General features: G+C 29.8%; 19 protein-coding genes and 11 tRNA genes. 3 read left to right on the plus strand and 27 right to left on the minus strand.

Annotation, left to right across the window (positions count from 1 at the left end; genetic code table 4):
* Nucleotides 1-3 precede the first annotated feature (3 nt).
* The 5 genes from S100390_RS04230 to S100390_RS04250 all read right to left on the minus strand — a co-directional run bounded on the left by S100390_RS04230 (nucleotide 4) and on the right by S100390_RS04250 (nucleotide 7,046).
* Nucleotides 4-657, minus strand: coding sequence for a copper homeostasis protein CutC (locus tag S100390_RS04230; RefSeq protein ID WP_070407044.1), 654 nt, complete (start codon nucleotides 655-657; stop codon nucleotides 4-6).
* On the minus strand, nucleotides 658-3,702 hold the full coding sequence (locus S100390_RS04235; protein ID WP_070407045.1) for a DNA polymerase III subunit alpha: 3,045 nt from the start codon (nucleotides 3,700-3,702) through the stop codon (nucleotides 658-660).
* Between the two features lie 67 nt (nucleotides 3,703-3,769).
* Nucleotides 3,770-4,117 (minus strand): hypothetical protein, encoded by a 348-nt coding sequence (locus S100390_RS04240; protein ID WP_070407268.1) that lies wholly within the window; start codon nucleotides 4,115-4,117, stop codon nucleotides 3,770-3,772.
* Complete coding sequence (thiI, locus tag S100390_RS04245) at nucleotides 4,104-5,300, minus strand: tRNA uracil 4-sulfurtransferase ThiI (protein ID WP_070407046.1); 1,197 nt, start codon at nucleotides 5,298-5,300, stop codon at nucleotides 4,104-4,106. The genes S100390_RS04240 and thiI overlap by 14 nt, the downstream gene beginning before the upstream one ends.
* Nucleotides 5,301-5,315: 15 nt before the next feature.
* Entirely contained in the window at nucleotides 5,316-7,046 is a 1,731-nt protein-coding gene (locus S100390_RS04250; protein WP_070407047.1) for a septation ring formation regulator EzrA, read from the minus strand.
* Nucleotides 7,047-7,337: 291 nt separating this feature from the next.
* Here S100390_RS04250 and rpsD point away from each other — a divergent pair, with 291 nt between their 5' ends.
* A complete protein-coding gene (gene rpsD / locus S100390_RS04255) occupies nucleotides 7,338-7,952 on the plus strand; it encodes a 30S ribosomal protein S4 (RefSeq protein ID WP_070407048.1) in 615 nt (204 codons plus the stop codon).
* A gap of 45 nt (nucleotides 7,953-7,997) precedes the next feature.
* Here the strand turns inward: rpsD and S100390_RS04260 are convergent, their stop codons facing one another.
* From S100390_RS04260 to S100390_RS04345, 18 genes are all read right to left on the minus strand, one after another.
* Nucleotides 7,998-9,671, minus strand: coding sequence for a hypothetical protein (locus S100390_RS04260; RefSeq protein ID WP_070407049.1), 1,674 nt, complete (start codon nucleotides 9,669-9,671; stop codon nucleotides 7,998-8,000).
* A gap of 177 nt (nucleotides 9,672-9,848) precedes the next feature.
* Nucleotides 9,849-10,595, minus strand: coding sequence for a glucosamine-6-phosphate deaminase (gene nagB / locus S100390_RS04265; protein WP_070407050.1), 747 nt, complete (start codon nucleotides 10,593-10,595; stop codon nucleotides 9,849-9,851).
* A gap of 60 nt (nucleotides 10,596-10,655) precedes the next feature.
* Nucleotides 10,656-11,813, minus strand: a complete 1,158-nt coding sequence (gene nagA, locus S100390_RS04270) for an N-acetylglucosamine-6-phosphate deacetylase (protein ID WP_070407051.1) — start codon at nucleotides 11,811-11,813, stop codon at nucleotides 10,656-10,658.
* A 25-nt stretch (nucleotides 11,814-11,838) separates the two neighbouring features.
* Nucleotides 11,839-12,531, minus strand: a complete 693-nt coding sequence (locus S100390_RS04275) for a hypothetical protein (RefSeq protein WP_070407052.1) — start codon at nucleotides 12,529-12,531, stop codon at nucleotides 11,839-11,841.
* Nucleotides 12,532-12,626: 95 nt separating this feature from the next.
* Nucleotides 12,627-12,702: transfer RNA gene (locus S100390_RS04280), tRNA-Phe, on the minus strand.
* A 5-nt stretch (nucleotides 12,703-12,707) separates the two neighbouring features.
* Nucleotides 12,708-12,783: transfer RNA gene (locus S100390_RS04285), tRNA-Asp, on the minus strand.
* A 2-nt stretch (nucleotides 12,784-12,785) separates the two neighbouring features.
* A tRNA-Met gene (locus tag S100390_RS04290) sits at nucleotides 12,786-12,860 on the minus strand.
* Nucleotides 12,861-12,916: 56 nt separating this feature from the next.
* Nucleotides 12,917-13,009 (minus strand) — tRNA-Ser (locus S100390_RS04295).
* A gap of 31 nt (nucleotides 13,010-13,040) precedes the next feature.
* Nucleotides 13,041-13,117, minus strand: a tRNA-Ile gene (locus S100390_RS04300).
* 1 nt (nucleotide 13,118) lies between these two features.
* A tRNA-Met gene (locus S100390_RS04305) sits at nucleotides 13,119-13,195 on the minus strand.
* A gap of 33 nt (nucleotides 13,196-13,228) precedes the next feature.
* Nucleotides 13,229-13,304, minus strand: a tRNA-Ala gene (locus S100390_RS04310).
* Nucleotides 13,305-13,319: 15 nt separating this feature from the next.
* Nucleotides 13,320-13,396, minus strand: a tRNA-Pro gene (locus S100390_RS04315).
* Between the two features lie 23 nt (nucleotides 13,397-13,419).
* Nucleotides 13,420-13,496, minus strand: a tRNA-Arg gene (locus tag S100390_RS04320).
* 38 nt (nucleotides 13,497-13,534) lie between these two features.
* Nucleotides 13,535-13,610 (minus strand) — tRNA-Cys (locus S100390_RS04325).
* Nucleotides 13,611-13,703: 93 nt separating this feature from the next.
* Nucleotides 13,704-15,323: a DAK2 domain-containing protein gene (locus S100390_RS04330; RefSeq protein ID WP_070407053.1), complete on the minus strand. Its 1,620-nt coding sequence runs from the start codon at nucleotides 15,321-15,323 to the stop codon at nucleotides 13,704-13,706.
* A 110-nt stretch (nucleotides 15,324-15,433) separates the two neighbouring features.
* Nucleotides 15,434-15,772 carry an Asp23/Gls24 family envelope stress response protein gene (locus S100390_RS04335; RefSeq protein ID WP_070407054.1) on the minus strand — a complete coding sequence of 113 codons (339 nt, stop codon included), beginning with the start codon at nucleotides 15,770-15,772 and terminating at the stop codon, nucleotides 15,434-15,436.
* Nucleotides 15,773-15,890: 118 nt separating this feature from the next.
* On the minus strand, nucleotides 15,891-16,232 hold the full coding sequence (locus tag S100390_RS04340) for a hypothetical protein (protein ID WP_070407055.1): 342 nt from the start codon (nucleotides 16,230-16,232) through the stop codon (nucleotides 15,891-15,893).
* Between the two features lie 308 nt (nucleotides 16,233-16,540).
* Entirely contained in the window at nucleotides 16,541-17,503 is a 963-nt protein-coding gene (locus S100390_RS04345; protein ID WP_070407056.1) for a hypothetical protein, read from the minus strand.
* A 219-nt stretch (nucleotides 17,504-17,722) separates the two neighbouring features.
* Here S100390_RS04345 and rpmB point away from each other — a divergent pair, with 219 nt between their 5' ends.
* On the plus strand, nucleotides 17,723-17,920 hold the full coding sequence (gene rpmB, locus S100390_RS04350; RefSeq protein WP_070407057.1) for a 50S ribosomal protein L28: 198 nt from the start codon (nucleotides 17,723-17,725) through the stop codon (nucleotides 17,918-17,920).
* Between the two features lie 110 nt (nucleotides 17,921-18,030).
* A tRNA-Leu gene (locus tag S100390_RS04355) sits at nucleotides 18,031-18,115 on the plus strand.
* A 41-nt stretch (nucleotides 18,116-18,156) separates the two neighbouring features.
* Here S100390_RS04355 and S100390_RS04360 read toward each other — a convergent pair.
* From S100390_RS04360 to S100390_RS04375, 4 genes are read right to left on the minus strand one after another with little or no spacing between them, the layout of a single operon-like run.
* Nucleotides 18,157-18,765 carry a thiamine diphosphokinase gene (locus tag S100390_RS04360; RefSeq protein ID WP_070407058.1) on the minus strand — a complete coding sequence of 203 codons (609 nt, stop codon included), beginning with the start codon at nucleotides 18,763-18,765 and terminating at the stop codon, nucleotides 18,157-18,159.
* The gene (gene rpe / locus S100390_RS04365; RefSeq protein WP_070407059.1) at nucleotides 18,752-19,432 is read right to left on the minus strand and encodes a ribulose-phosphate 3-epimerase; all 681 of its coding nucleotides are present in this window, start codon (nucleotides 19,430-19,432) and stop codon (nucleotides 18,752-18,754) included. Before rpe ends, S100390_RS04360 begins: the two co-directional genes overlap by 14 nt.
* A 12-nt stretch (nucleotides 19,433-19,444) precedes the next feature.
* Complete coding sequence (rsgA, locus tag S100390_RS04370) at nucleotides 19,445-20,314, minus strand: ribosome small subunit-dependent GTPase A (protein WP_070407060.1); 870 nt, start codon at nucleotides 20,312-20,314, stop codon at nucleotides 19,445-19,447.
* A 6-nt stretch (nucleotides 20,315-20,320) separates the two neighbouring features.
* A complete protein-coding gene (locus tag S100390_RS04375; protein ID WP_070407061.1) occupies nucleotides 20,321-21,334 on the minus strand; it encodes a serine/threonine protein kinase in 1,014 nt (337 codons plus the stop codon).
* Nucleotides 21,335-21,349: the final 15 nt, after the last annotated feature.

A 21,349-nucleotide genomic window follows, 5' to 3' on the forward strand; every position in this document is an offset into this window, starting at 1 on the left:
TCTTTATTGTAGTTGCTGTAATTTTGATAAACTAATCGTTGTTTTTCATGTTTCATCTTCACGAACAGCACTGCCCAAGTGAATGGCATCACAATACTGACTAATTGTTTGATAATTGGTTAAATTAATTCCGCTCCCGCCTTGAATTTGAACACCATAATTTCGCAATGTCTGTAAAGTTGCTAAATTCTCCCCAATTGGCGCAATTCCCCCTTGGGTTAGAATGGTTTTAACCCCTAACCGTGCCAACTGTTGAACCGCTACGATTTTATCGAGAATTAAATCAAATGCCCGATGAAAAGTAACTGCTAACGGATGTGCTAAGGTAATTAACTCTTGCATTCGAACAAGGTCAATTTGATTGTTGGGTGTTAAAATGCCAACAACAATCCCTTCTGCTTTAGTTGTTTTAATATAAGCAATATCCTTTTTAATTTGCTGATATTCATCATCTGGACAATAAAAATCATCATCACGATGACGAACCATGACACGAATTGGAACCTTAATTTTTTCGGTGCTTTCTTTAATAACATCGTATGGTGGGGTTAAACCCCCACGATTTAAATCAGTACATAATTCGATTCGGTTAATATTCCCTGCTTGTGCAATAATTTGACAATCTTGATAATTTGTTGCAATAATTTCAATAAACATTTATTCTTGCTCCCCACTAATAAATTTAATACGATTAATAATTCCGTTAATTTTATTATTATATGTTCCTAATTTAATATTTAATAACAAAATGTTATTTACCTTTAATAAATTTGCATAATCTTTATAAATACCAGCAAAGGCTGTAATACTAATTTCACCACTTTCATCATAACAGTCTAAGAAAGCCATCTTATTATTATTTTTATCAATAATTACTTTAATTCGTTTTACTAACACTAAAACATTTGTTGATCCTAAACTTAATCGTAAATTACTAATTAATGTTGTTTTAGCTTGATAACCTTCCTTTTCACGAATATACTTTAAAGGATGGTTTGATAAATAAAATCCTAAGAATTCATATTCTTTTTCTAAGCAAATAACCTCATCATCTGGCTCAATTACTAACTCTGGCTTTTCAGCTAAAGAAAAATCAACAACTAAGTTTTCATTTTCTTCTTGGGTTTTAATTAATTCAATATAGGTAATAATCTGTTGGTAGTTATTAAACAAAGTAATGCGATTCATTTTAAACAAATCTAATGCTCCCGAAAAACATAATGCTTCATAAGTTTTTCGATTCAACCCTTTTTTATATAAACGAATAAACAAATCATATAAGTCAACAAAAGGACCATTTTTTTGATACTCACTAGCAATTTTTTTAAAGAAAGCAAAACCAATTTGTTTAATAATTAATAAGGGAACACAAATTTGATTATCAACAGTATGATATTGTCGATATGGCGCATTGATATTAGGAGGAACAATTGTTAAATGATTCTTTTTTGCTAAAGCAATATAATCATTTGTTTTATGTTCATCACCAATCACATTTGTTAATAAACTAGCTAAAAACTGGGAAGGATAATTTGCTTTTAAATATGCCATTTGATAACCTAATAATGAATAAGCAACAGCATGACTACGGTTAAAACCATAGGCAGCAAATTTATAAATTAATTCTCAAATTTCTTGGGCTGTTTTTTCAACATAATGGTTTTTAACCGCTTCTTTAATAAATTCAGCTTTCATTTGAACCATAATACTTGCATCTTTTTTCCCCATTGCTCGTCGTAAAACATCCGCTTTGGCTAGTGAAAAATTAGCAACTTTTTGCGCTATTAACATAACTTGTTCTTGATAAACAATGATACCATAAGTTGGTGCTAAAATTTCCGTTAAGCGATCATCAATGTAAGTAACTTTTGTTAAATGTTTTTTTCGTTGAATAAATAGTGGAATATTATCTTGTGGTCCTGGCCGATATAATGAGGAAGTTGCTACAATGTCTTCTAGTTGATCAGGAACCATATCAACTAATACTTTGGTCATTCCTGGTGATTCTAATTGAAAAATTCCTTTCGTATCTCCTTGGGCTAACAGATGATAAGTTTTTTGGTCATTCAATGGTAATTTATTTACATCTAATTTTACTTTTGTCTCTTGATAAATATTATTAATAACATCATGCAAAATCGTTAAATTTCGTAATCCTAATAAATCCATTTTCAAAATCCCTAATTCTTCTAGATAGTTCATTGAATATTGAGTTTGATAAATTCCATTATAACCTTCTTTAACTGGAATAATTGTTTGTAATCGTTGTTGTGTTAACACAACTCCCGCCGCATGGGTTCCTGTTTGTCGTGGTAAACCAATAATTTTTTGTAAATGCAAAAATACTTGGGGGTATTTTTTTTGATAAATTTCAAAAACAGGATTAGAACTAATTGCTTGCTCATAATGATAATTATGTTCCAAAGGAACCGCCTTACTCATCTTATCAGCCTCTTCAATTGCAATATCAAAAATTCGACAAATATCACGAATTGCCATCTTCATTCCAATTGTTTGAAAAGTAACAATATGAGCAACATGATCACTACCATACTTTTCAAACAAATATTCAACAACCATTTCGCGCTTATCATCTTGAAAATCAATATCAATATCAGGCAAACTTTTTCGCTCTGGATTTAGAAAGCGTTCAAAAAGAAGATTATAAGCAATCGGGTCAATTGTTGTAATGTCTAACAAATAACTAACTAAACTTCCAGCCGCGCTTCCTCGTCCTGGACCAACAAAAACATTTTGTTGTTTAGCATAACGAACATAATCTCATACAATTAAAAAATAATCATTAAAACCCATTTTATTAATGACATCTAATTCATAACTTAACCGTGCCTCATATTTTCCATAAAAACCATTTACCTTCTTTGCTTTTAACGCTGTTTGACAAATTTCTGCTAAAAATTGTTGCGCTGTTTGACCACTCGGAATTGGATATTGTAATAAATTATCAAAAATAGTCCCTTTGCTTAATGAAAAAATTTCAATATCAGTAATAAAATGCTTAATATTTTCAAAGTATTGTTGATAACGACTTGGTGGTGCTACTCAACCATATCAATCATTTAATTTACTTTCTTTAAACAAAGTTTGTGTTTTAATCGTATCAACAACTTTATACGCTGTAAAATCATCACTGGTAAAATATTGTACTTTATTATTCCAAATAATTTGTTCTTCTGGTCCTAAAGTTTGAAAGGAATCGATTAAGGTGGCATTACCATTATTAATTCCTAAAAATAAATCACTTGTGTTAACTAAATTATTTTTTAAAGTTTGAAATACTTCTGGCTGATAATTATCAACAGTATAATTAATAATGATTTTTAAGTCTGTTGTTAAGAACTTACTAAGATCATTAAAAGTTAATGTTGTTTTATGTTCAGCGTTAATCATTATTAATGATGAAATTTCAACTAAATTAAAATACCCATTTTGATTACGGGCAAATAAATTCAAATTATAGGGTTCGTTATCAAATAAAATTATAACATTTAATCCAATAATTGGTTTAATGTTATTTTTTTGTGCAAGTTGATGAAACTCATAAACTCCAAACATATTACTATCACAAATTGCTAAAGTTGATAATCCATTCGTCATTGCATAATTAAAATATTTATCAAACGTAATTAAGGATGATAATAAACTATAACTTGTTCGAACATTTAAATGGGGAATCATCATACTTATTACCTCTTTCTACTTTCATTTTAACGAAAAAGAAAATAAAAACCACAGTTGTGGCCTAATTTTATAGTTTAATAACAATAACAATAATCATTACAACAATTAAAACTGCTAAAATTCCAAAAACTAAAAAACGCCATACCCGAGGTTTTTTCTTTGGTGTCATTTCTTGTAACAATTCTTTTTCCAAATCAATTGCATTTTCATTATAAAAATTATTTTTTGTTTTATTCATATTTACAACTTTAATATCATCATCTTTAAAATCACGAATAATTGAAAACTCTTCATCAATTAAAATTGTTTCTTCTAACAAATTAGTTCGTGAACGTTCTGCTGTTCGCAATTCTCGTTCATTAACTAACGTCTTTGTTGCTTCTTTCTTTTTTTGAAAAAGATTAGCTTTCTTCATAAATTTCATCCCTATCAATTACATATGTCTTTATATTCTTCCTAATTATAACATCAATTATTTCCTGTCACATTAAATTTTGTTCTTGAAACTCTGCTTGAGCTATCCGTGGTTTTGTCACGGGATTTTTTGGTACAAAAAGACTGCAACAATCTTCAAACGGTAAAATTGATGTTTGATAAGTATCAATTTCTTTTGCAATTGCAATAATTTCATTTTTATCAAAACATAAGACTGGCCGTAACACTGGTAGTGGTGAAACAGTATTGATAACATTAATACTTTCAATTGTTTGTGATGCAACTTGCCCTAATGATTCACCAGTAATAATTGCCTGACAATTTCATTTTGCCGCTAAAATATTTGCGATTCGATAAAACATGCGGCGCATAATCGTAATCCTGTAACTTGCATCAGGGATATGCATTAGTTCGTGCTGTAACATTGAAAAATTAACAACATGCAAGCGTTGTTGATTTTGACCAGTATAATGATGCAATTTTTGAACTAAAGTTTTAACTTTTTCTAGTGCTTCTTCACTTGTATGGGGTGGTGTTGCAAAATGTAAATATTCAACATTCATTCCCCGTTTCATTGTTAAGAAAGCGGCAACTGGCGAATCAATTCCGCCCGATAACATTACTAACCCTCGTCCAGAAATTCCAACTGGTAAACCACCAATGGTTTTAATTTTATTAATAAAAACATACGTAAATTGGTGCCGAATTTCAACATCAATTTGTAAAACTGGATGATGAACATCAACTTTGACATTTGTTTGTTGTAAAATCTTTGGTGCTAATTGTTGTTTAATTTCAGTTGAAGTTAAGGGAAAAGTCTTATCACTTCGACGAACTTCTAATTTAAAAGTATCTGGTTGATAGTATTGTACTAATGTAATCGCACAATTAGCAATTGTTGTCAAATCACGATCAACACGTTTTGCTAATGACAATGATGACGAACCAAAAACATTTTTAACAATATTAATAATTGGTTGACTAACGGTTGGATCTAATAATTCAATAAATAACCGATCAAATTCTTTCTTTAGTTGATATTGCTTTTCATATTCTCGTAACTTATTTTTAATATTATTAACTAACACTCTTGTAAAATCATTTCGATTTTTACCCTTCGTTGTTAACTCTCCATAACGAACTAATATTACATCAAAATTCATTTTATACTCCATTTCTTATTTCTTTTTTCCTCGTTCTTCATCAATAATTTTTAATGTTAAAAACAATGATCCATCATAATCGCCATCTCGATACGCAATTTGGGCGTTTCGTAACTGGTCATCAACTTCATCATCTGTTAAAATATATTTTTGGGCATAAACTAATGTTTCTTGCGCTAATAAATCTAATAAAATATTATTTTTAATTTTTTCAAATAATTTTAACACTTCTGTTTTTAACCGGTTTAGTTTCCCTGTTACTTCATCAACTTCATAACGATTATTAACATCAAACGAAAGTTGTTTAACCTTTTCAAGGGCTATTCGATAATCATTAATTGATTTCGCATATTTTGTTAATAATTTTTTATATTGTAATTGATTTAACCGTACTTCAGCTTGTAATAAAACAACTTCTAATAAATGAATTGTTTTTCGAATTTCAGTTTCCGCAAAATTACGCTTTTCAATAATTTTCACAACATTTTCTAATGCTTCTTGAACAGCCACCGCATTCTCTAATAAACGAACTAGTTCTTTGTTAAACCCAATATAATCACGCCCATTTCGATTTATTTCTAAAACTAAGCGATTTGTATCATGCGTTAATTCTTTTGTTTTGCCCATCGCTTCACGATAAATGCTTTCTTCATGTTCTGTTAAAATTGATGAACTACGTAAAGCTTCAATTTGTCGTGAAATAACATTAAAACTACGTTCAATTTTATTAATATATTCCATCACAACTTTATAGTATTTTTTAAAACACGAAATAATTGCTTTTTGATGCTCAATTGTTTGATCAAAATCACTAATATTATTAATAATTTCAATTGTTTTTTTTGTTGCTTTTTTATATTGCAAATTATCAATATATTTTGAAATTAAAATTTTTGTTTCATCAATACTTTTTGTTAATTCATCAAAACTATATTTTAATAAATCCCGACTATTTTCATCTTTATTAAATAAAACATATTTATCTTTTAACAAGGATAATTTATTTGGAACTACTTTTGTTAATAGTGTTTTAATTTGTGGAATATTATCTAAAATTTCAACAAAGATTGTTAACGAAGTAGTAATATTCGATAAAATTTGTTCTGTTTTTTCAAAATTACCCGCTGTTAAATAATCTTCAAATTCATCAAACATTCCTTCAATATTTCGTTCAAAGTCATTAATTTTTTTGGTATCTAACGAAACATTCATTTGTAATTTAACGGCATCTTCTTGTAACGAATTAAACATTTTTTTATGTGCTAAAATATAATCACGTTGTAATAATTCAATTTGTAATTGACTGTTAATTTCGTCTAATAAACGACGTGCTTCTTCTTCTAATAAAGTCAACTCTTTTAATAACGGAATAATTTTTTGTGCAGATAATTTTGGCATTTTCTTTGGGGTTGTTTTATTAATTTGATATAGTTTTCGAAATACTTCTAAACAACTTATTAACTTTTTTTCATAAATAATTTCATACTTTGTTCGCCAAACAACCAAATCTTTGGCATAGCGATTATTGTGACGAGCAATTTCTGAAATTCGAAAAACTTTATGTTTTAAAGGTAATCGCTTTAAAATATCAAACTTTTGTAAAATTTTAATTTCAACTGTTTTTAAATGACGTTTTCGTCCCCAAAAGAAAAGCGTAATACTTAATAATAACAAACAAACAAAAAACAAAATAAATAATGTTAATTTAACTGGATTATTAATAATATTACTAATAACATTACCCATTTTGTCTTGCCCCCTACCAAACTATATATCAATTGAATTATAGCACTTGCGAAAAATATTACATTAAAAATTAGAAAAATATTGAATTATCCTTTATTTTATTATACAATAACTTCTAGACAACACAGAGAAGCAGCAGAATTGCATAGTAATGTCCTTAGTTTTTAAACACTTATGATTTAACCATTAAAAAGTAACCCTAGCTGTTAGGGCGAATCAAAAAACTTCCATTATTAGAGCACTTCAATGAATCTTTTTGTATGTCACAATGATATATAGGAGGTTTTTTTAATGGCACGTTATCGTGGAAGTACATTTAAAAAAGCAAGACGATACGGATTTAGTATCTTAGAAAACGATAAAGAATTTTCAAAAGGGAAAAAAAGAACAACAGCGCCAGGACAACATGGCCAACGTCGAACAAAATTATCAAACTACGGGTTACAATTACATGAAAAACAAAAAGTTCGTTACATGTATGGTTTAACAGAACGTCAATTCCGTAATACTTACACTAAATCAAAAAAAATGAAAGGAATTACCGGAACTAACTTCTTAATTATGTTAGAATCACGTTTGGATAACATTGTTCACCGTATGGGATTAGCACAAACAAGAGCTGGAGCTCGTCAATTAGTAAACCATGCCCATATTTTAGTAAATGGGAAAAAGGTTGATATCCCATCATATAGTTGTAAACCAGGTGATGTTATTAGTGTTAAAGAAAGTTCACAAAAAAATGTTAAAATCTTAGAAAGTTTACAAAGTCAAGTTAGCACACTGGAATTTGTAAAATTTGATAAAACTAAGCTGACTGGAACATATCTTCGTTTCCCTGTTCGTGAAGAATTAAATAGTAATATTAATGATGCATTAATCGTTGAATGATACAACCGTTTAGTATAAAAAACATCTCAAAGGAGATGTTTTTTTATTTTTAAATTTATTAAATTAGGCAATATCAATATTAAACATTATTGCTTGTTCTTTTTTAATTTTTTCAACAATGGTTGGATTAAATTTTGATTTTATTTCAAATTCAATATCTGTTACTTTACAACGAAGACCAATTGCTTGTCCTAAATCATTAATATTATTAATTTTTTTTCATTGCTTAGTTGTTTTATCCAAATATTCAAAGATCATTTTTTCAGTAAATGTTGCCGATATTGAAATGCTTTCACTATTAATTAAATCAAGTTTCTTAAAAATAGCTTTCGCCAATAAATTCTTAACTGTTGCAGGATCTAAGATTACAAAATTATGATGATAATCAGTTTTACCAAAAAGAGCCTTTGGGATTGTGATAGTTATTCCTCAATCTTCATTTAAACTCTTCATAAATAAATTACTAAATGAATCCTTAATTTTTTCAATTAAAAATAATTCTGTAATTGCATAACTAATTTTGACCCCATTTTCACTTTGTTCTCATGGTTTGTTGTATTTAACCTTCCCACTTTCAATAGAAGACCCTGATGTTTCTAATAATAACGGTTCACTAACAGATGATCATTCACCTTTTTCATTTTGTCAGCCTTCTAAAATATTATGCAAAAGTGATTCAATATTAGTATTAAACTTTAAAAATTCTTCATCCTTGTTATTAGTAATGTCTTTAATTGTTTTATTTTTAATTTTACTATTAACACCCAAAAAACCATCATTATTGATACTTTGTGGTTTAGCAAATAAATATTTTCCTAATAAAAGCAATTTATTATCCAGGTTACTAGTATCTTTTTCTTGTTGCATAAAATTATTAAAATTAATAATGTTTGGTAATAATGCATTTAAGATATCAAGATACTTTCCTTGATATTTTATTGTAAATTCTTCCAATATTGTTTGTTCACCCGAAAAAACACCCTCACAGTCTTCTCTTAATAAGTTACTAAAATCAGAATTTAATTTTAAATTGTCAATAAATTCATTTCATTGTTTTCAATTTGGATCAGTCTCATTAAATTCTGTTGGTATTACTGTTGGCAAAGTGCCCACGGAACTAACATTAGTTAATAATTTTAATATTTTAGTAAAAAAAGATCTCTGTTCAAGTAATGAAACATTTAACTTTTCACTATCACCATCTAAATTAATAATATTTTCTTTTATTAGTTCAACTTCTTTAATATTTAAATTATTAGTTATAAAGTAAACTGAAAAAATTGTATTTTCTTGTTCAGTTATTTTATTATTTGTTAAATCATAACCTTTAAATTTTGCAGTTAATTGTAAATCACCATGCGCTTTTCATCGCCCTGTTTCATCAACTGTAATTTCCTTAAAGTTAGCAGGCGTTATCACTAATTCATTTTTGATATCAGCAAATTGATCATTGTATAGTTTTTTAATTATATCGTCCGCTTGAATATCGTTATAATTTTCATTATCTAAAATCATTGGATTTGCTTTAGAATAGGAGTTGATTTTTTCATTAAAATTTTTCTCCTGGTTTTCAAGTTCTTTCTTTTCTTTTTCTTTTTGTTCTTTATCTTCTTTTTCATCATCAACTTCTGTTGTCGGATCTATTGATGCAATTTTATTTTGCTTACAAGCAATCGTTCCTAAACCCGTTGTACTAATAAATGTTAAACCACTTAAAAGTGTTAAAAGCTTTTTCATCTTTCCACTCCTTTCTTTTAAGCAAAAAATACAATTTTTATTAAAAATTTTAACATTATTATCAAATTAATAAATTATTATTATGTTAGTAAATAGCAAAATTATTATATCACAAAAAAAAAAAAAAAAAGTTTTAGCAACTTTAATTTCAATAGTTGTTAGAACTTTTCTTAAACATTAACTAATATTAATTCCATGCGTTTGCAATAAAGCAGCAGCTGTCTTATCAACCACAACAGTAACATCTTTATGCATCTGTAAGGCAGTACATGGTCATAGATTATCTATTTCCCCCTCAACTAATTGTTTAATTGCTTGCGCTTTGTTTGAACCATTAGCAATTAAAATAATTTTTTTGGCATTTAAAATTGATTTAATTCCCATTGATACTGCTTGTTTAGGAACTTCATCAACCGAAGCAAAAAAACGGGCATTTGCTTGAATTGTTGTATCTACTAAGTCAACAACACCTGTTAAGGAATTAAAATCAGCTGGTGGTTCATTAAATCCCACATGTCCATTTGTCCCGACACCTAATAATTGTAAATCAATTCCCCCAGTTTTAGCAATTAATGCATCATATTCTTTTGCCCCAGCAACATAATCACCTGTTCCTGATGGCACATAAGTGTTATTTTTATCAATATTAAGATGATCAAATAACTTTTCATTCATAAAATAATGATAACTTTGAAGATGAGTTGGTTCTAAACCAATATATTCATCTAAATTAAAAGTTGTCACTTTACTTCAATCAGTTTTGTTTTTTTGATAATCTTCAATAAGATACTGGTAAATTGGTTCTGGTGAAGAACCGGTTGCTAACCCAAAAATTGCCTTTGGATTTTGTTGTACTGTATTTACAAAAATTTGGCCAACAACTTTCCCAATTGCATTTTTATCTTCAACAACAATTAATTTCATCTTTTAAACCTCATTTCTTACTATTTTATTATTATATACTATAAAATAAAAAGTTCTTTATTACTTTAATTCCAGTTGTGAATAAGCAACTTCACCTTCAGACAATGTCATTAAAACCTTTAATTCTGAATCCAACACGACTAAATCCGCTAATTTTCCAACAGCAATTGAGCCGGTTTTTTCAAAAATTCCTAATTGTTTAGCAATATTAGTACTAGCAACCAACGCCAATTCTTGTAATGAACAATTAGTAAAGTGATAGAAATTACGAACACAATAATCATATGTTGCAACTGACCCCGCAATTGTATCAGTCCCTTTAATAACAACTTTTTGTCCCGTTTTAACAACTGGTAGGGGCCCAAATTGATATTCACCATCAGGAAGACCTTTCGCAAGCATCGCATCAGTAATTAACGCAATCCCAGATGCTCCTTTAATTTTGTAGGTTAAATTAATAATTTTTTCATTAACATGAACGCCATCACTAATTAACTCCCCTACAACTTCATTAAAATTTAAAACAGCTGGAACAATCCCCGGGTGACGATGATCATACTTACTCATTGCATTATATAAATGTGTCACATGTTTAACCCCCATTTTTACCCGTTCTGCCACTAAATCAAACGTCGCATTTGAATGTCCAATTGATGGTAAAATATTATGTTCTAATAAAAACTTTGTAAAACTACCGTCTTCTTCTTCGGGAGCATAGGTCACAATTCGAATATTATCATTTGAAGCTGTTATTCATTTTTTCAAAAGATCAATGTTTGGTGCTTGTAAAAGGGTCTCATCGTGGGCCCCCTTAAAGGTTTTTGAAATAAACGGTCCTTCTAAATGGGCTCCAATTTGGCGCGCTTGTGGTCCTTTATTATAATTTGCCATATAATCTTGATAAACGGTTAAAATTGCTGTTATTGTTTCATCACTACCAGTAATAATTGTTTGACAATATTTTGTTATTCCTTCTTGTGCCACTTCCTGGGCAAATTTTTGAAAACTCGCAATTGTTCCTTTTTCTGTATCTTCACCATAACCACCATGAACATGACAATCAATAAATCCTGGCATAATAATTGCTTCTTGTAAATCATATCCCGGTTCAACAGTACTACCAGCATTAATGCTAATAATTTTATTATCTTTAATTTCTAACCAACCATTTGCAATAACTTCATCTTCACAAACTATTTTTGCATTTTTTAAAATCATCTTCTTTATCTCATCTTTCTATTTTTTAAAAAGTAAAATTTAATGGTAATTTTTTTAAATCAAATGTCACTTTTTTTCGTCCCAAACAACGATACAAGAGCGCTAAAATTAACATATGATTATTTTCTCGAAGTAAATAAGTTTGTTTACCAACAGTAATTTTAACACCAATATCAATATATTCAACGCTATGAATATTGTTTAAATTAAATTGCACAACCTTTGGATTATTATTTTTATCAAGACCGTCAATAATAAACCGTTTATTAGTGATTAACAACACTCCTTTACAAAAAAACTTAATCTCATTTTCGGCCGTAAAAAGATGAATATTAACGGCATTGTTTTTAAAATGACATTTCTCCTTTTGTTCTAAGTCAAAAGCCACCGGCAGGACTTTTAACGGTCGTCACAAGGTAAAATTAACCTCTTCAACATTATAAATAAATTCTTGTTCCCGCCCATTTAAAACTAAATCTAATTTCCGTTGATATTTATAAAAGCGATGAATAAAATCTTGCGTATAAGCAAAATTTTTTAAAATTCATCGTTTAAAAATCCAATATTTAAAACTCCGAAAATTTTGTTCACCCATTTTTTTCTGATAACGGTCTAACACAAACCGTGGTTTGTACTTAAAATTATCTTCATTAAGAGCAAACTTCCACTCTTCGCGTTTTAAATAAAAAGTTACATCTTTTGTCATTCTTGAAAACATTTTCATCACCTTTGTTAATTATATAACAAAATAAAAAAACTCTAAACTAATCAATGATTAATTTAGAGTCTAGGGTTATTTTTAACTAAATTCAATGGTGGTTCAGGACGGAATTGAACCGCCGACACTTTGAGCTTCAATCAAATGCTCTACCGACTGAGCTACTGAACCACGATTGGCGGTCTTGACGGGACTCGAACCCGCGATCTCCTCTGTGACAGAGAGGCATGATAACCACTTCACTACAAGACCATTGGTTGCGGGGGCAGGACTTGAACCTGCGACCTTTGGGTTATGAGCCCAACAAGCTACCACTGCTCCACCCCACAATTTTAATACTATCATATTTTAACTTTTAATTGCAAGTTTTTTCTTTCAAAAAAAATGGCGGAAGATGAGGGATTCGAACCCCCGCGCGGCTTTCACCGCCTGTCGGTTTTCAAGACCGATCCCTTCAACCAGGCTTGGGTAATCTTCCACGATGCTCTAAAAGCAATTAAATATATAAATGGTGGACCCTACTGGACTTGAACCAGTGACCATCCGGTTATGAGCCGGATGCTCTAACCAACTGAGCTAAGGGTCCATGGTAGCGAGAAAGAGACTTGAACTCTTGACCTCCCGGGTATGAGCCGAGCGCTCTAACCAGCTGAGCTATCCCGCCATATAAAAATTTTAATTGCTTTTTGTAAATTAATGGTGGACCCGAACGGGATCGAACCGTCGACCCCCTGCGTGCAAGGCAGGTGCTCTCCCAGCTGAGCTACGGGCCCAAAATTACATAAAAATGGTCGGAAAGACAGGATTCGAACCTGCGACCCCTCGGTCCCAAACCGAGTGCTCTACCAAGCTAAGCTACTTTCCGAAAAAAAATAACATTTAAATAAATGGCGCGCCCAGAAGGATTCGAACCCTCAACCTTTTGATCCGTAGTCAAACGATCTATCCAATTGATCTATGGGCGCATAGAAATAAAACTATTTAAATGTTAGTCCGATTTAAATGGAGGCACTAGTCGGACTCGAACCGACGATCGGGGAGTTGCAGTCCCATGCCTTAGCCACCTTGGCTATAGTGCCATAAAATCTAAACCCTTACTATATTATCATATTCACAATGCATTTCAACTAAAATAGATAAAAAACTTAAAATCATTTTCTTAATAAAATTTTTTACTCAACAGCAATTAAGAATGAGTATAATGGTTGATCACCATCAATAAATTCATATTCAACATCAAAACTTTCATCAAGATATTTTCGAATCGCATTAATATCACGTCTTTCGGCATCTTCTCCCGTGAAAATTGTAACAATTTCAGTTGATTTACTAATTGCACGGTCAAACAAACATTTCATCGTCTTTGATAAGGTCGGATATGAACAAACAATTTTTTTATTCATAATCCCCATATATTCCCCTTTATTAATTTTAACTCCATCAATTGATGTTGTCTTTGCAGAAACAGTAATTCCTAAACTTGTCACGTTTTTTAAACTTGATTTTAAAGTTGAAAAATTCTTTTTCGCAATTTCACCTGGTTCAAACGATAACGTCGCAACCATCCCTTCTTGAATCGAAGTTGTTGGAACAACATAAACATTTGATTTTCGTTCAACTTTTGCTGCTTGTTGAGCTGCTAAAATTGCATTACTATTGTTAGGTAAAATAAAGACATCAACTGCATCAACGGCTTCAATGGCACTTAAATAATCATCTGTTGAAGGATTCATTGACGAACCACCATTAACAGTATATTGAATATTTAAATCACTTTTAAAAAATTGTGCAATTCCATTCGCTGGTGTTACCGCAATAATTGCCGCGGGATTTTTTAATTCCCGTTCAGCCTTAATTGTTTTAACATGTTTTGCTGCTTGTAAATTCATATTTTCAATTTTAATATTTTTAAATTCACCATGTTGTTGTAAAAATGTTAAAGTGTTTCCCGGCATTAAGGTATGAACATGCACTTTTAAAATGTCATTATCAACAACAGCTACAATTGAACGACCACCTTGATCTTCTAATGTCTGGCGAACTTGCGTAACATTAATTTTATTAATATGCTTGCTATCTAAGATAACAATTGCTTCAGTACAATAACCAAATTCTTCGTTTTGTAAATCCATAACAACATTATCACCAGTATTTTCAATTTGTTTTTTTCGTTGTGGCACAATTTTTCCGGTTTTTCAATACGCTGTAATTCCTTCAAAAATTTTTACTAATCCAAAACCACCCGAATCAACAACCCCAACTTCTTTTAAAACCGGTAATAACTCTGGTGTATTATTCAAAGATTCTGTTGCAAAATCAACAATTTTCTGAAATAAATCAGGAAGTGGAATCTCTTGGTCCAATGTTGAAACATGTTCTGCCGTTTCACGAATGACAGTTAAAATTGTCCCTTCAACAGGTTTCATCACAGCTTTATAAGCTACTTCTTTGGCTTCCGAAATTCCTGCTTTAACTGAATCAAAATTTAATTCGTCAAACTCTTTCAAACCATTAGCAAAACCACGAAAAATCTGTGACAAAATAACACCAGAATTCCCCCGTGCCCCCATAATTAATCCTCGAGCAAAAACATCAGCAATTTTGCTAATTGACTCTGAATTAAGGTCATTAATTTCCTTAACAGCATTCGTCATTGTTAAATTCATATTTGTCCCTGTATCACCATCAGGAACTGGAAAAACATTTAATTTATCAATTTCTGGATAAAAGTTATATAAATTGTTATACCCGCTGATTAGTGAATCTTTAAAAGATTTTGCATTAAATTCCATTTCTATCACCTTTACATTTTTCATCTAATTACTTTTCCCTTTTTTAATTCTCTTAAGTGATATAATTGTAAATCTTGCATCGTTCTAATATCTCGTTGTTAATAAATTTGTTAAATTAATAAATCTTGAATATTTACATTAACGTAAATCATAACATCGTTTGAGTAAACATCCAATTTTTCTAATTCATACTTGATTCTAATCTGTATTTCTCGAGCGATATCTTTAATATTCACTCCTTCAAGTAAGATAAGAAAAATATCAATATAAAAATTACGACCATCTTGTCTCAATTTAATTGATTGTGAATAATCTTTAAGAAGCATTGTAACGTTTTCTTCGCTATTTTCTGCTTCATCAGCCTTGGCAAAACCAGCAACACCAGGAACAGTAATCACTGCTGCATAAACTAAGTCTGATATTTCAGTTACATTAACTTTTTCAATCATAAAAATCACCACTAAACTAAATTAACATTAATAATTATAGCGAGAAAATACAATAAAGCAATAAATTTATTATATTTTCTTAATTAAAATTATTAATTTCCGTTTTCTTTCTCTGCTATTATTTAAAAAAATCATCTAGATTAGTCAACATATGACTAGCACTAACAAGCCCATCTAATGTTTTTTCTTCTGCTAATATTAATTCCTTGTTTTTTAATACAAAGTCTTTTGTATCAATTTCTTCTTTTGCTGAAAGATCTTTAATTTTGATACATTCATTAACATCCTCTCAAGAAAAACCATTTTGTACTCTTAAAGAAGCTATTGAATGAGCAATACTATGGTTTAATGCTTTTTGATCACGTTTTCCACCAATTGTATTTTCAAATGATAAAGTTTGTGTAAATGAATAATGATTGTTACCTTGTTCACTTGATTTTTTAACTGTCATCTCAATCATAATAATTTCCTCCTGCATAATATAATTTTACTATAAAATAAGGCTAATTACCATCTTATCATCTGCAATAAAAAGATAATTAAAGCAAAAAATGAAGGGTTTAATTGTTCCTTTTTACTTTTCATAATTATCCCCCTCTTATGAAATGGATTCTATATCTTCTAATCATAATATTTTCTAAGCAATTTTATTTATAATAAAAGAACTGATATTACAATTTAAATTTATTATTTAAATTATTATTACAGATGGCTTTAAAAATTGACACATTTAATGCATTAACTCCATATGATAATTTAGAAAAATAGCTAATCTACTAATACTTTGATGACCATCTTTCCCTGACCATTTTCAAACATAGTTTGAATTTTATCAATTAAGACATTCCGATTATTTTGTAAAATTAACTTAACATCCTTATAAATTCCTTCATTTTTATTTAGTTTATTAATAATTTCCGGATTAAAAATTAACTCATCATTTTTATTAAAAATCCGGATATCCTTTCTTGGATAATCATATAAAGGCAAATATGCACATGATTTCAAATTGATAATACTATTTAATCCTTTTTGCCGCAAAAGTTCGCTAATTGCAAGATATTGTTTTTCTGCTTTATGATAAGGATGCGGATTGCGGTTACGAGCTTGATCTTTTTCCCAATAAATATTTCAACCCGTGGAACGCGCTGATCAATTTTTTATTTCAATTGTCATAATATTGCGTTTATTATTTTTATCAACGCCTAATAAAGTAATATCAATTCGGGTTTGATTTTTTTGAATTCATTCAAAAACAATTAACACATCATCTGGCAATTTACTATCTAATAACAAATTTTGAATAATTAGTAAATTAAATTTCCAAGATTTTTGTTCTTGCTTACTAGTATCAAAATTGGTCATTGTATTGGCACGTTGAATTAATTGTTCTTCAATTTTGTCAATATTTCTTTTAAAATAATAAATTGTATAAATACAAAAAGCATTTAGTTTATCTGCTATATCTCAATAATAATTTTTATTTTTAAAGTCTTGATTTAACGGTTTTTTATTAGTCACAATAATTTGATCTGTCTTGCTATAATTGGTGTTTTTAGGTTCAATTCAACCAAAATAAAAGATAAATCAAAAAACAGCAATCCCAGTAACCCCACCAATAAGAATAAAGACAGCAGTTGCAAACAATTCTTCTTTTGTAACAAACATACTAATCGCAATAATAATTAATAAAATACTACCCAGCGCTAAAAAAACACTAGCTCTTTTCATCTCTATCACCTCAGATTTTAATTTTACTTGTTATTATAGTTTTAATTCATAGTTGGTTTTAATATCTACTAGTATTATAACAATAAAACTACCAATAATTTTGGGTTTAATTTTAAAAACCCTAAAATAAGAAAATTTAAGAAAAAATTAATTTTTTCTTGCTTTTAAATCTAAAATTCGCTATTATTTTATAGTATGTAGATATAAAGGAGTGAAATCATGGCAAGAAAATGTGCAATTACTGGCAAAGGTGCTTTATCAGGAAACAAACGTTCACATGCGTTAAATGCAACACGTCGTAAATGAAATGTTAATTTACAAAAAGTTCGCATTGTTGTTGATGGTGAAGTTAAAACATTACGTGTAGCAACAAGAACGTTAAAAACATTAAAACGTAAAGGACAAATTGCTCAATAACAAAGAACCAGCGAATATTTGAAAAATAATGAAAAAAGTAAGAATAAATTTTAAAATTTATTCTTACTTTTTTTGTAAAATACGATAAAATTAAATTGGTATGTGTAAATGCCCATGTGGCGGAATTGGCAGACGCAGTAGACTCAAAATCTACCGAAGAAATTCGTATCGGTTCGAGCCCGATCATGGGTACCAATTTAAAGCAAAAACAAAAATCGGTAAATATTACCGATTTTTTACTTGCTATAAATTGCCGCAACTTGACCCGCTAGAACATCAACATTACCAGTTGCGCTAACAAATTCATTACTAATTGCATTAGCAGATAATCCAACTAATGTTAAATTTTCAACATTATATTTTAAATTAGTAATTGTTACCGCTGCTGTTTGTAAAGCAAATAATGAAAAATAGCGATAATCTGGTTTTCTGATAATCTCATTCATTCCTGGTTGTAATAAATAAGCATAGGTATGATCATTAATAAAAATAACATTATAACGATAAATAAAGTTAAGGCAGCTCAATTGCATATCAAAACGATGACCTTGTGCAACTAAAACAATTTCGATTGGATTTAACTTTAACGCTTCTTGAATTGCAATTTCACCATCAATATAATCTTTAACTTGTGAAATTTCCATTACTGCTTTGGCCTTGCTAGTAATAAAAGCTAATTCATCATCTTGTAAACTATCTTGATCACAGCATACTAAATCAATCTGATTAAAAGCTTTGATTAAATCCAAACATCCGCGTTCAACCCCAATTTTGTAATAATCATGGTATTGTTTTAAATCTAATTTAGTTTCTGAACAAACAATTAGTACTTTAGTTGGTTTCATTAGCTAATAATCCTTGTAAACGAGTTGGTAAATCGGGGTGACCAAATAAGTAACTCCCCGCCACTAACACATCAACCCCATAGTTTTTACAAATTAATGCTGTTTGTTCATTAATTCCCCCATCAACTTCAATTAAGGTTGCATATTGATGTTGGTCAAGATATGTTCGTAATTCCTTAATTTTTTTTGCTGCTTCAGGAAGAAATTGTTGTCCACCAAAACCAGGTTCAACAGTCATAATTAACACTAAATCTAATTGCGCAAGATACGGTAAAATTACTGCCAATGGTGTTGCTGGTTTAAGGGCCAATCCAATTTTTATTTTTAATTTTGTTCGCAATGCTAAAAATTCTGTTAGTTGTACTGGGGTTAAAGCTTCATAATGTAAGGTAATTGATGACGCCCCAGCTTTAACAAAAGGTGCTAAATAATCTTCGACACTACTATTTTTAATCTTAACCATTAAATGACAGTCAAGATGTAAATCACTATAACTTTTAATATCCGCTAAAATTTTTGGTCCAAATGTTAAATTTGGAACAAAATCTCCATCCATTACATCAAAATGAATTCACTCTGCTCCTGCAGCTGTGATGGCTGTTAAGTCATCTTTTAAAGCTAAATAATTAGCACTTAAAACACTTGGAGCAACAAAATACTTTTTCATCATAACCTCTTTCTATTGTTCTTGCATAATTCGCACATAATCATTATAAAAAAAGTGTGGAATTACTTGTTTTTCTACTAATGATTTTATTTTACAATGTGGCTCGTGCAAGTGCAAACAAGTACGAAACTTGCATTCATTTGCATACTGGGCAAAAAGATGATAAGCCCTTGCCAATCCTGTTTTTTGATAATCTTTTAACTCAAAGGTTGAAAAACCCGGCGTATCAGCAATCATCCCATCTAATAATTCATATAAAGCACTAGTTGTTGTTGTGTGTTTTCCCCGTCCTAATGCTTTTGAGATTTCTTGGGTTTTTATAACCTCATCTTGTAATAAGGTATTTAATGTTGATGATTTCCCACTTCCGGTTTGCCCAGTAAAAACAGAAATCTTATTTTGAAAAATTTGTTCAAATTGATGTCATGTTTTTTTATCATTAACTTTATTACTAATAAAATAAACTTCATAACCTAACTGTGGATACCAGTTAAAATATTTTTGATAAAGTTGATCAGATGTAATTAAATCTTTTTTTGTAAAAACAATTACTGGTTTTAAACCTTTATATTCAATAAAAGCTAAATATTTGTTTAATAAATATGAATTAAAGGTTGGTTCAGCCATTGCCGTAATAATAATGACTTGATCAACATTTGCAATTCGGGGGCGGTATAGTTCATTTTTACGGGGGGCAATTTGATAAATAATTCCTTGCTTGTCATCTTGTTTTTCAAACTGAACATAATCACCAACAACTGGTTTAATTTCTTGATGGCGAAAAATTCCTTTTGCTTTACAAACATAAATTTGGTGGTCAGCATTATTCTTAACATAACAAAATTCACTAATAATTTGAACAATCATTCCTGCTTGATGCATATAATTCTACCTCGGAAATAACAAGCAAAGACATATCATTGCTGTTAAGAATGCGACAAGTAATAAAATTAATCAAAAAGCAACTTTAATTCGTAAAAACCGCGGATAAGAATAATAACGGTCTTGAACTTTACCCCGTTTTCCTTTGACTTCAAGGTAATTACGCAATTTTAATGGTTTATCATGTTGGTGCTCAGGATTTTCAACTGCTTGTAAACTAACATTAAATTCAGCAACCGTTTGAAACCGTTCTGTTGGATCTTTTGCAATAGCCTTTAAAATCACATTTTCTAAACTTTGTGGTAATGCTGGATTTATCAAGCGGGGACGTAAAGGTAATTCTTTAACATGTTTTACGGCAACAAAAGTTGGATTTTTACCAACAAAGGGGGCCATTCCAACCGCTAATTCATACAGCATAATCCCTAAGGCATAAATATCACTCCGACGACTAGCTGGTCTTGATTGCACAATTTCTGGGGCCATATATTTTGATGTTCCAATAATTTTGCCCGATTCTAAGTCCTCACTATTTTCTAAAATTGCTACCCCAAAATCAGCAACTTTAATTTTGCCATCATATGAAATTAAAATATTTTCTGGTTTAATATCCCGATGAATAATATCATTTTGATGCGCTTCAGTAATAGCTAAATTAATTTCATCAAAAAAATATAACAGTTCTTTAACGGTACAAGGCCCTAATGTTAATAAACGGTCTTTTAAAGTATAACCTTTTACTAATTCTAACACTAAACAATGCCGATCATAAGCTTCAAAAGACCCATAAACCTTAACAACATTTTTGTGGGAAAATTGGGCAATAGAATTGTATTCTTTATTAAAACGATCAACAGCTTCCTTATTTTTTGATAACGATAAAGCCATAATTTTAATCGCAACATATCGCTTTAATAACGTATCATATCCTTCAAAAACCTCGGCCATTCCCCCGTCGGCAATTTTAGCTAAAATCTGATAACGATTATATAACATAGTTCCAACTGTAATTTGTTCCATCTTCCGCACCCTTAT

The organism is Spiroplasma sp. NBRC 100390 (assembly GCF_001886495.1).
Taxonomy (GTDB): Bacteria; Bacillota_I; Bacilli_A; order Mycoplasmatales; family Mycoplasmataceae; genus Spiroplasma.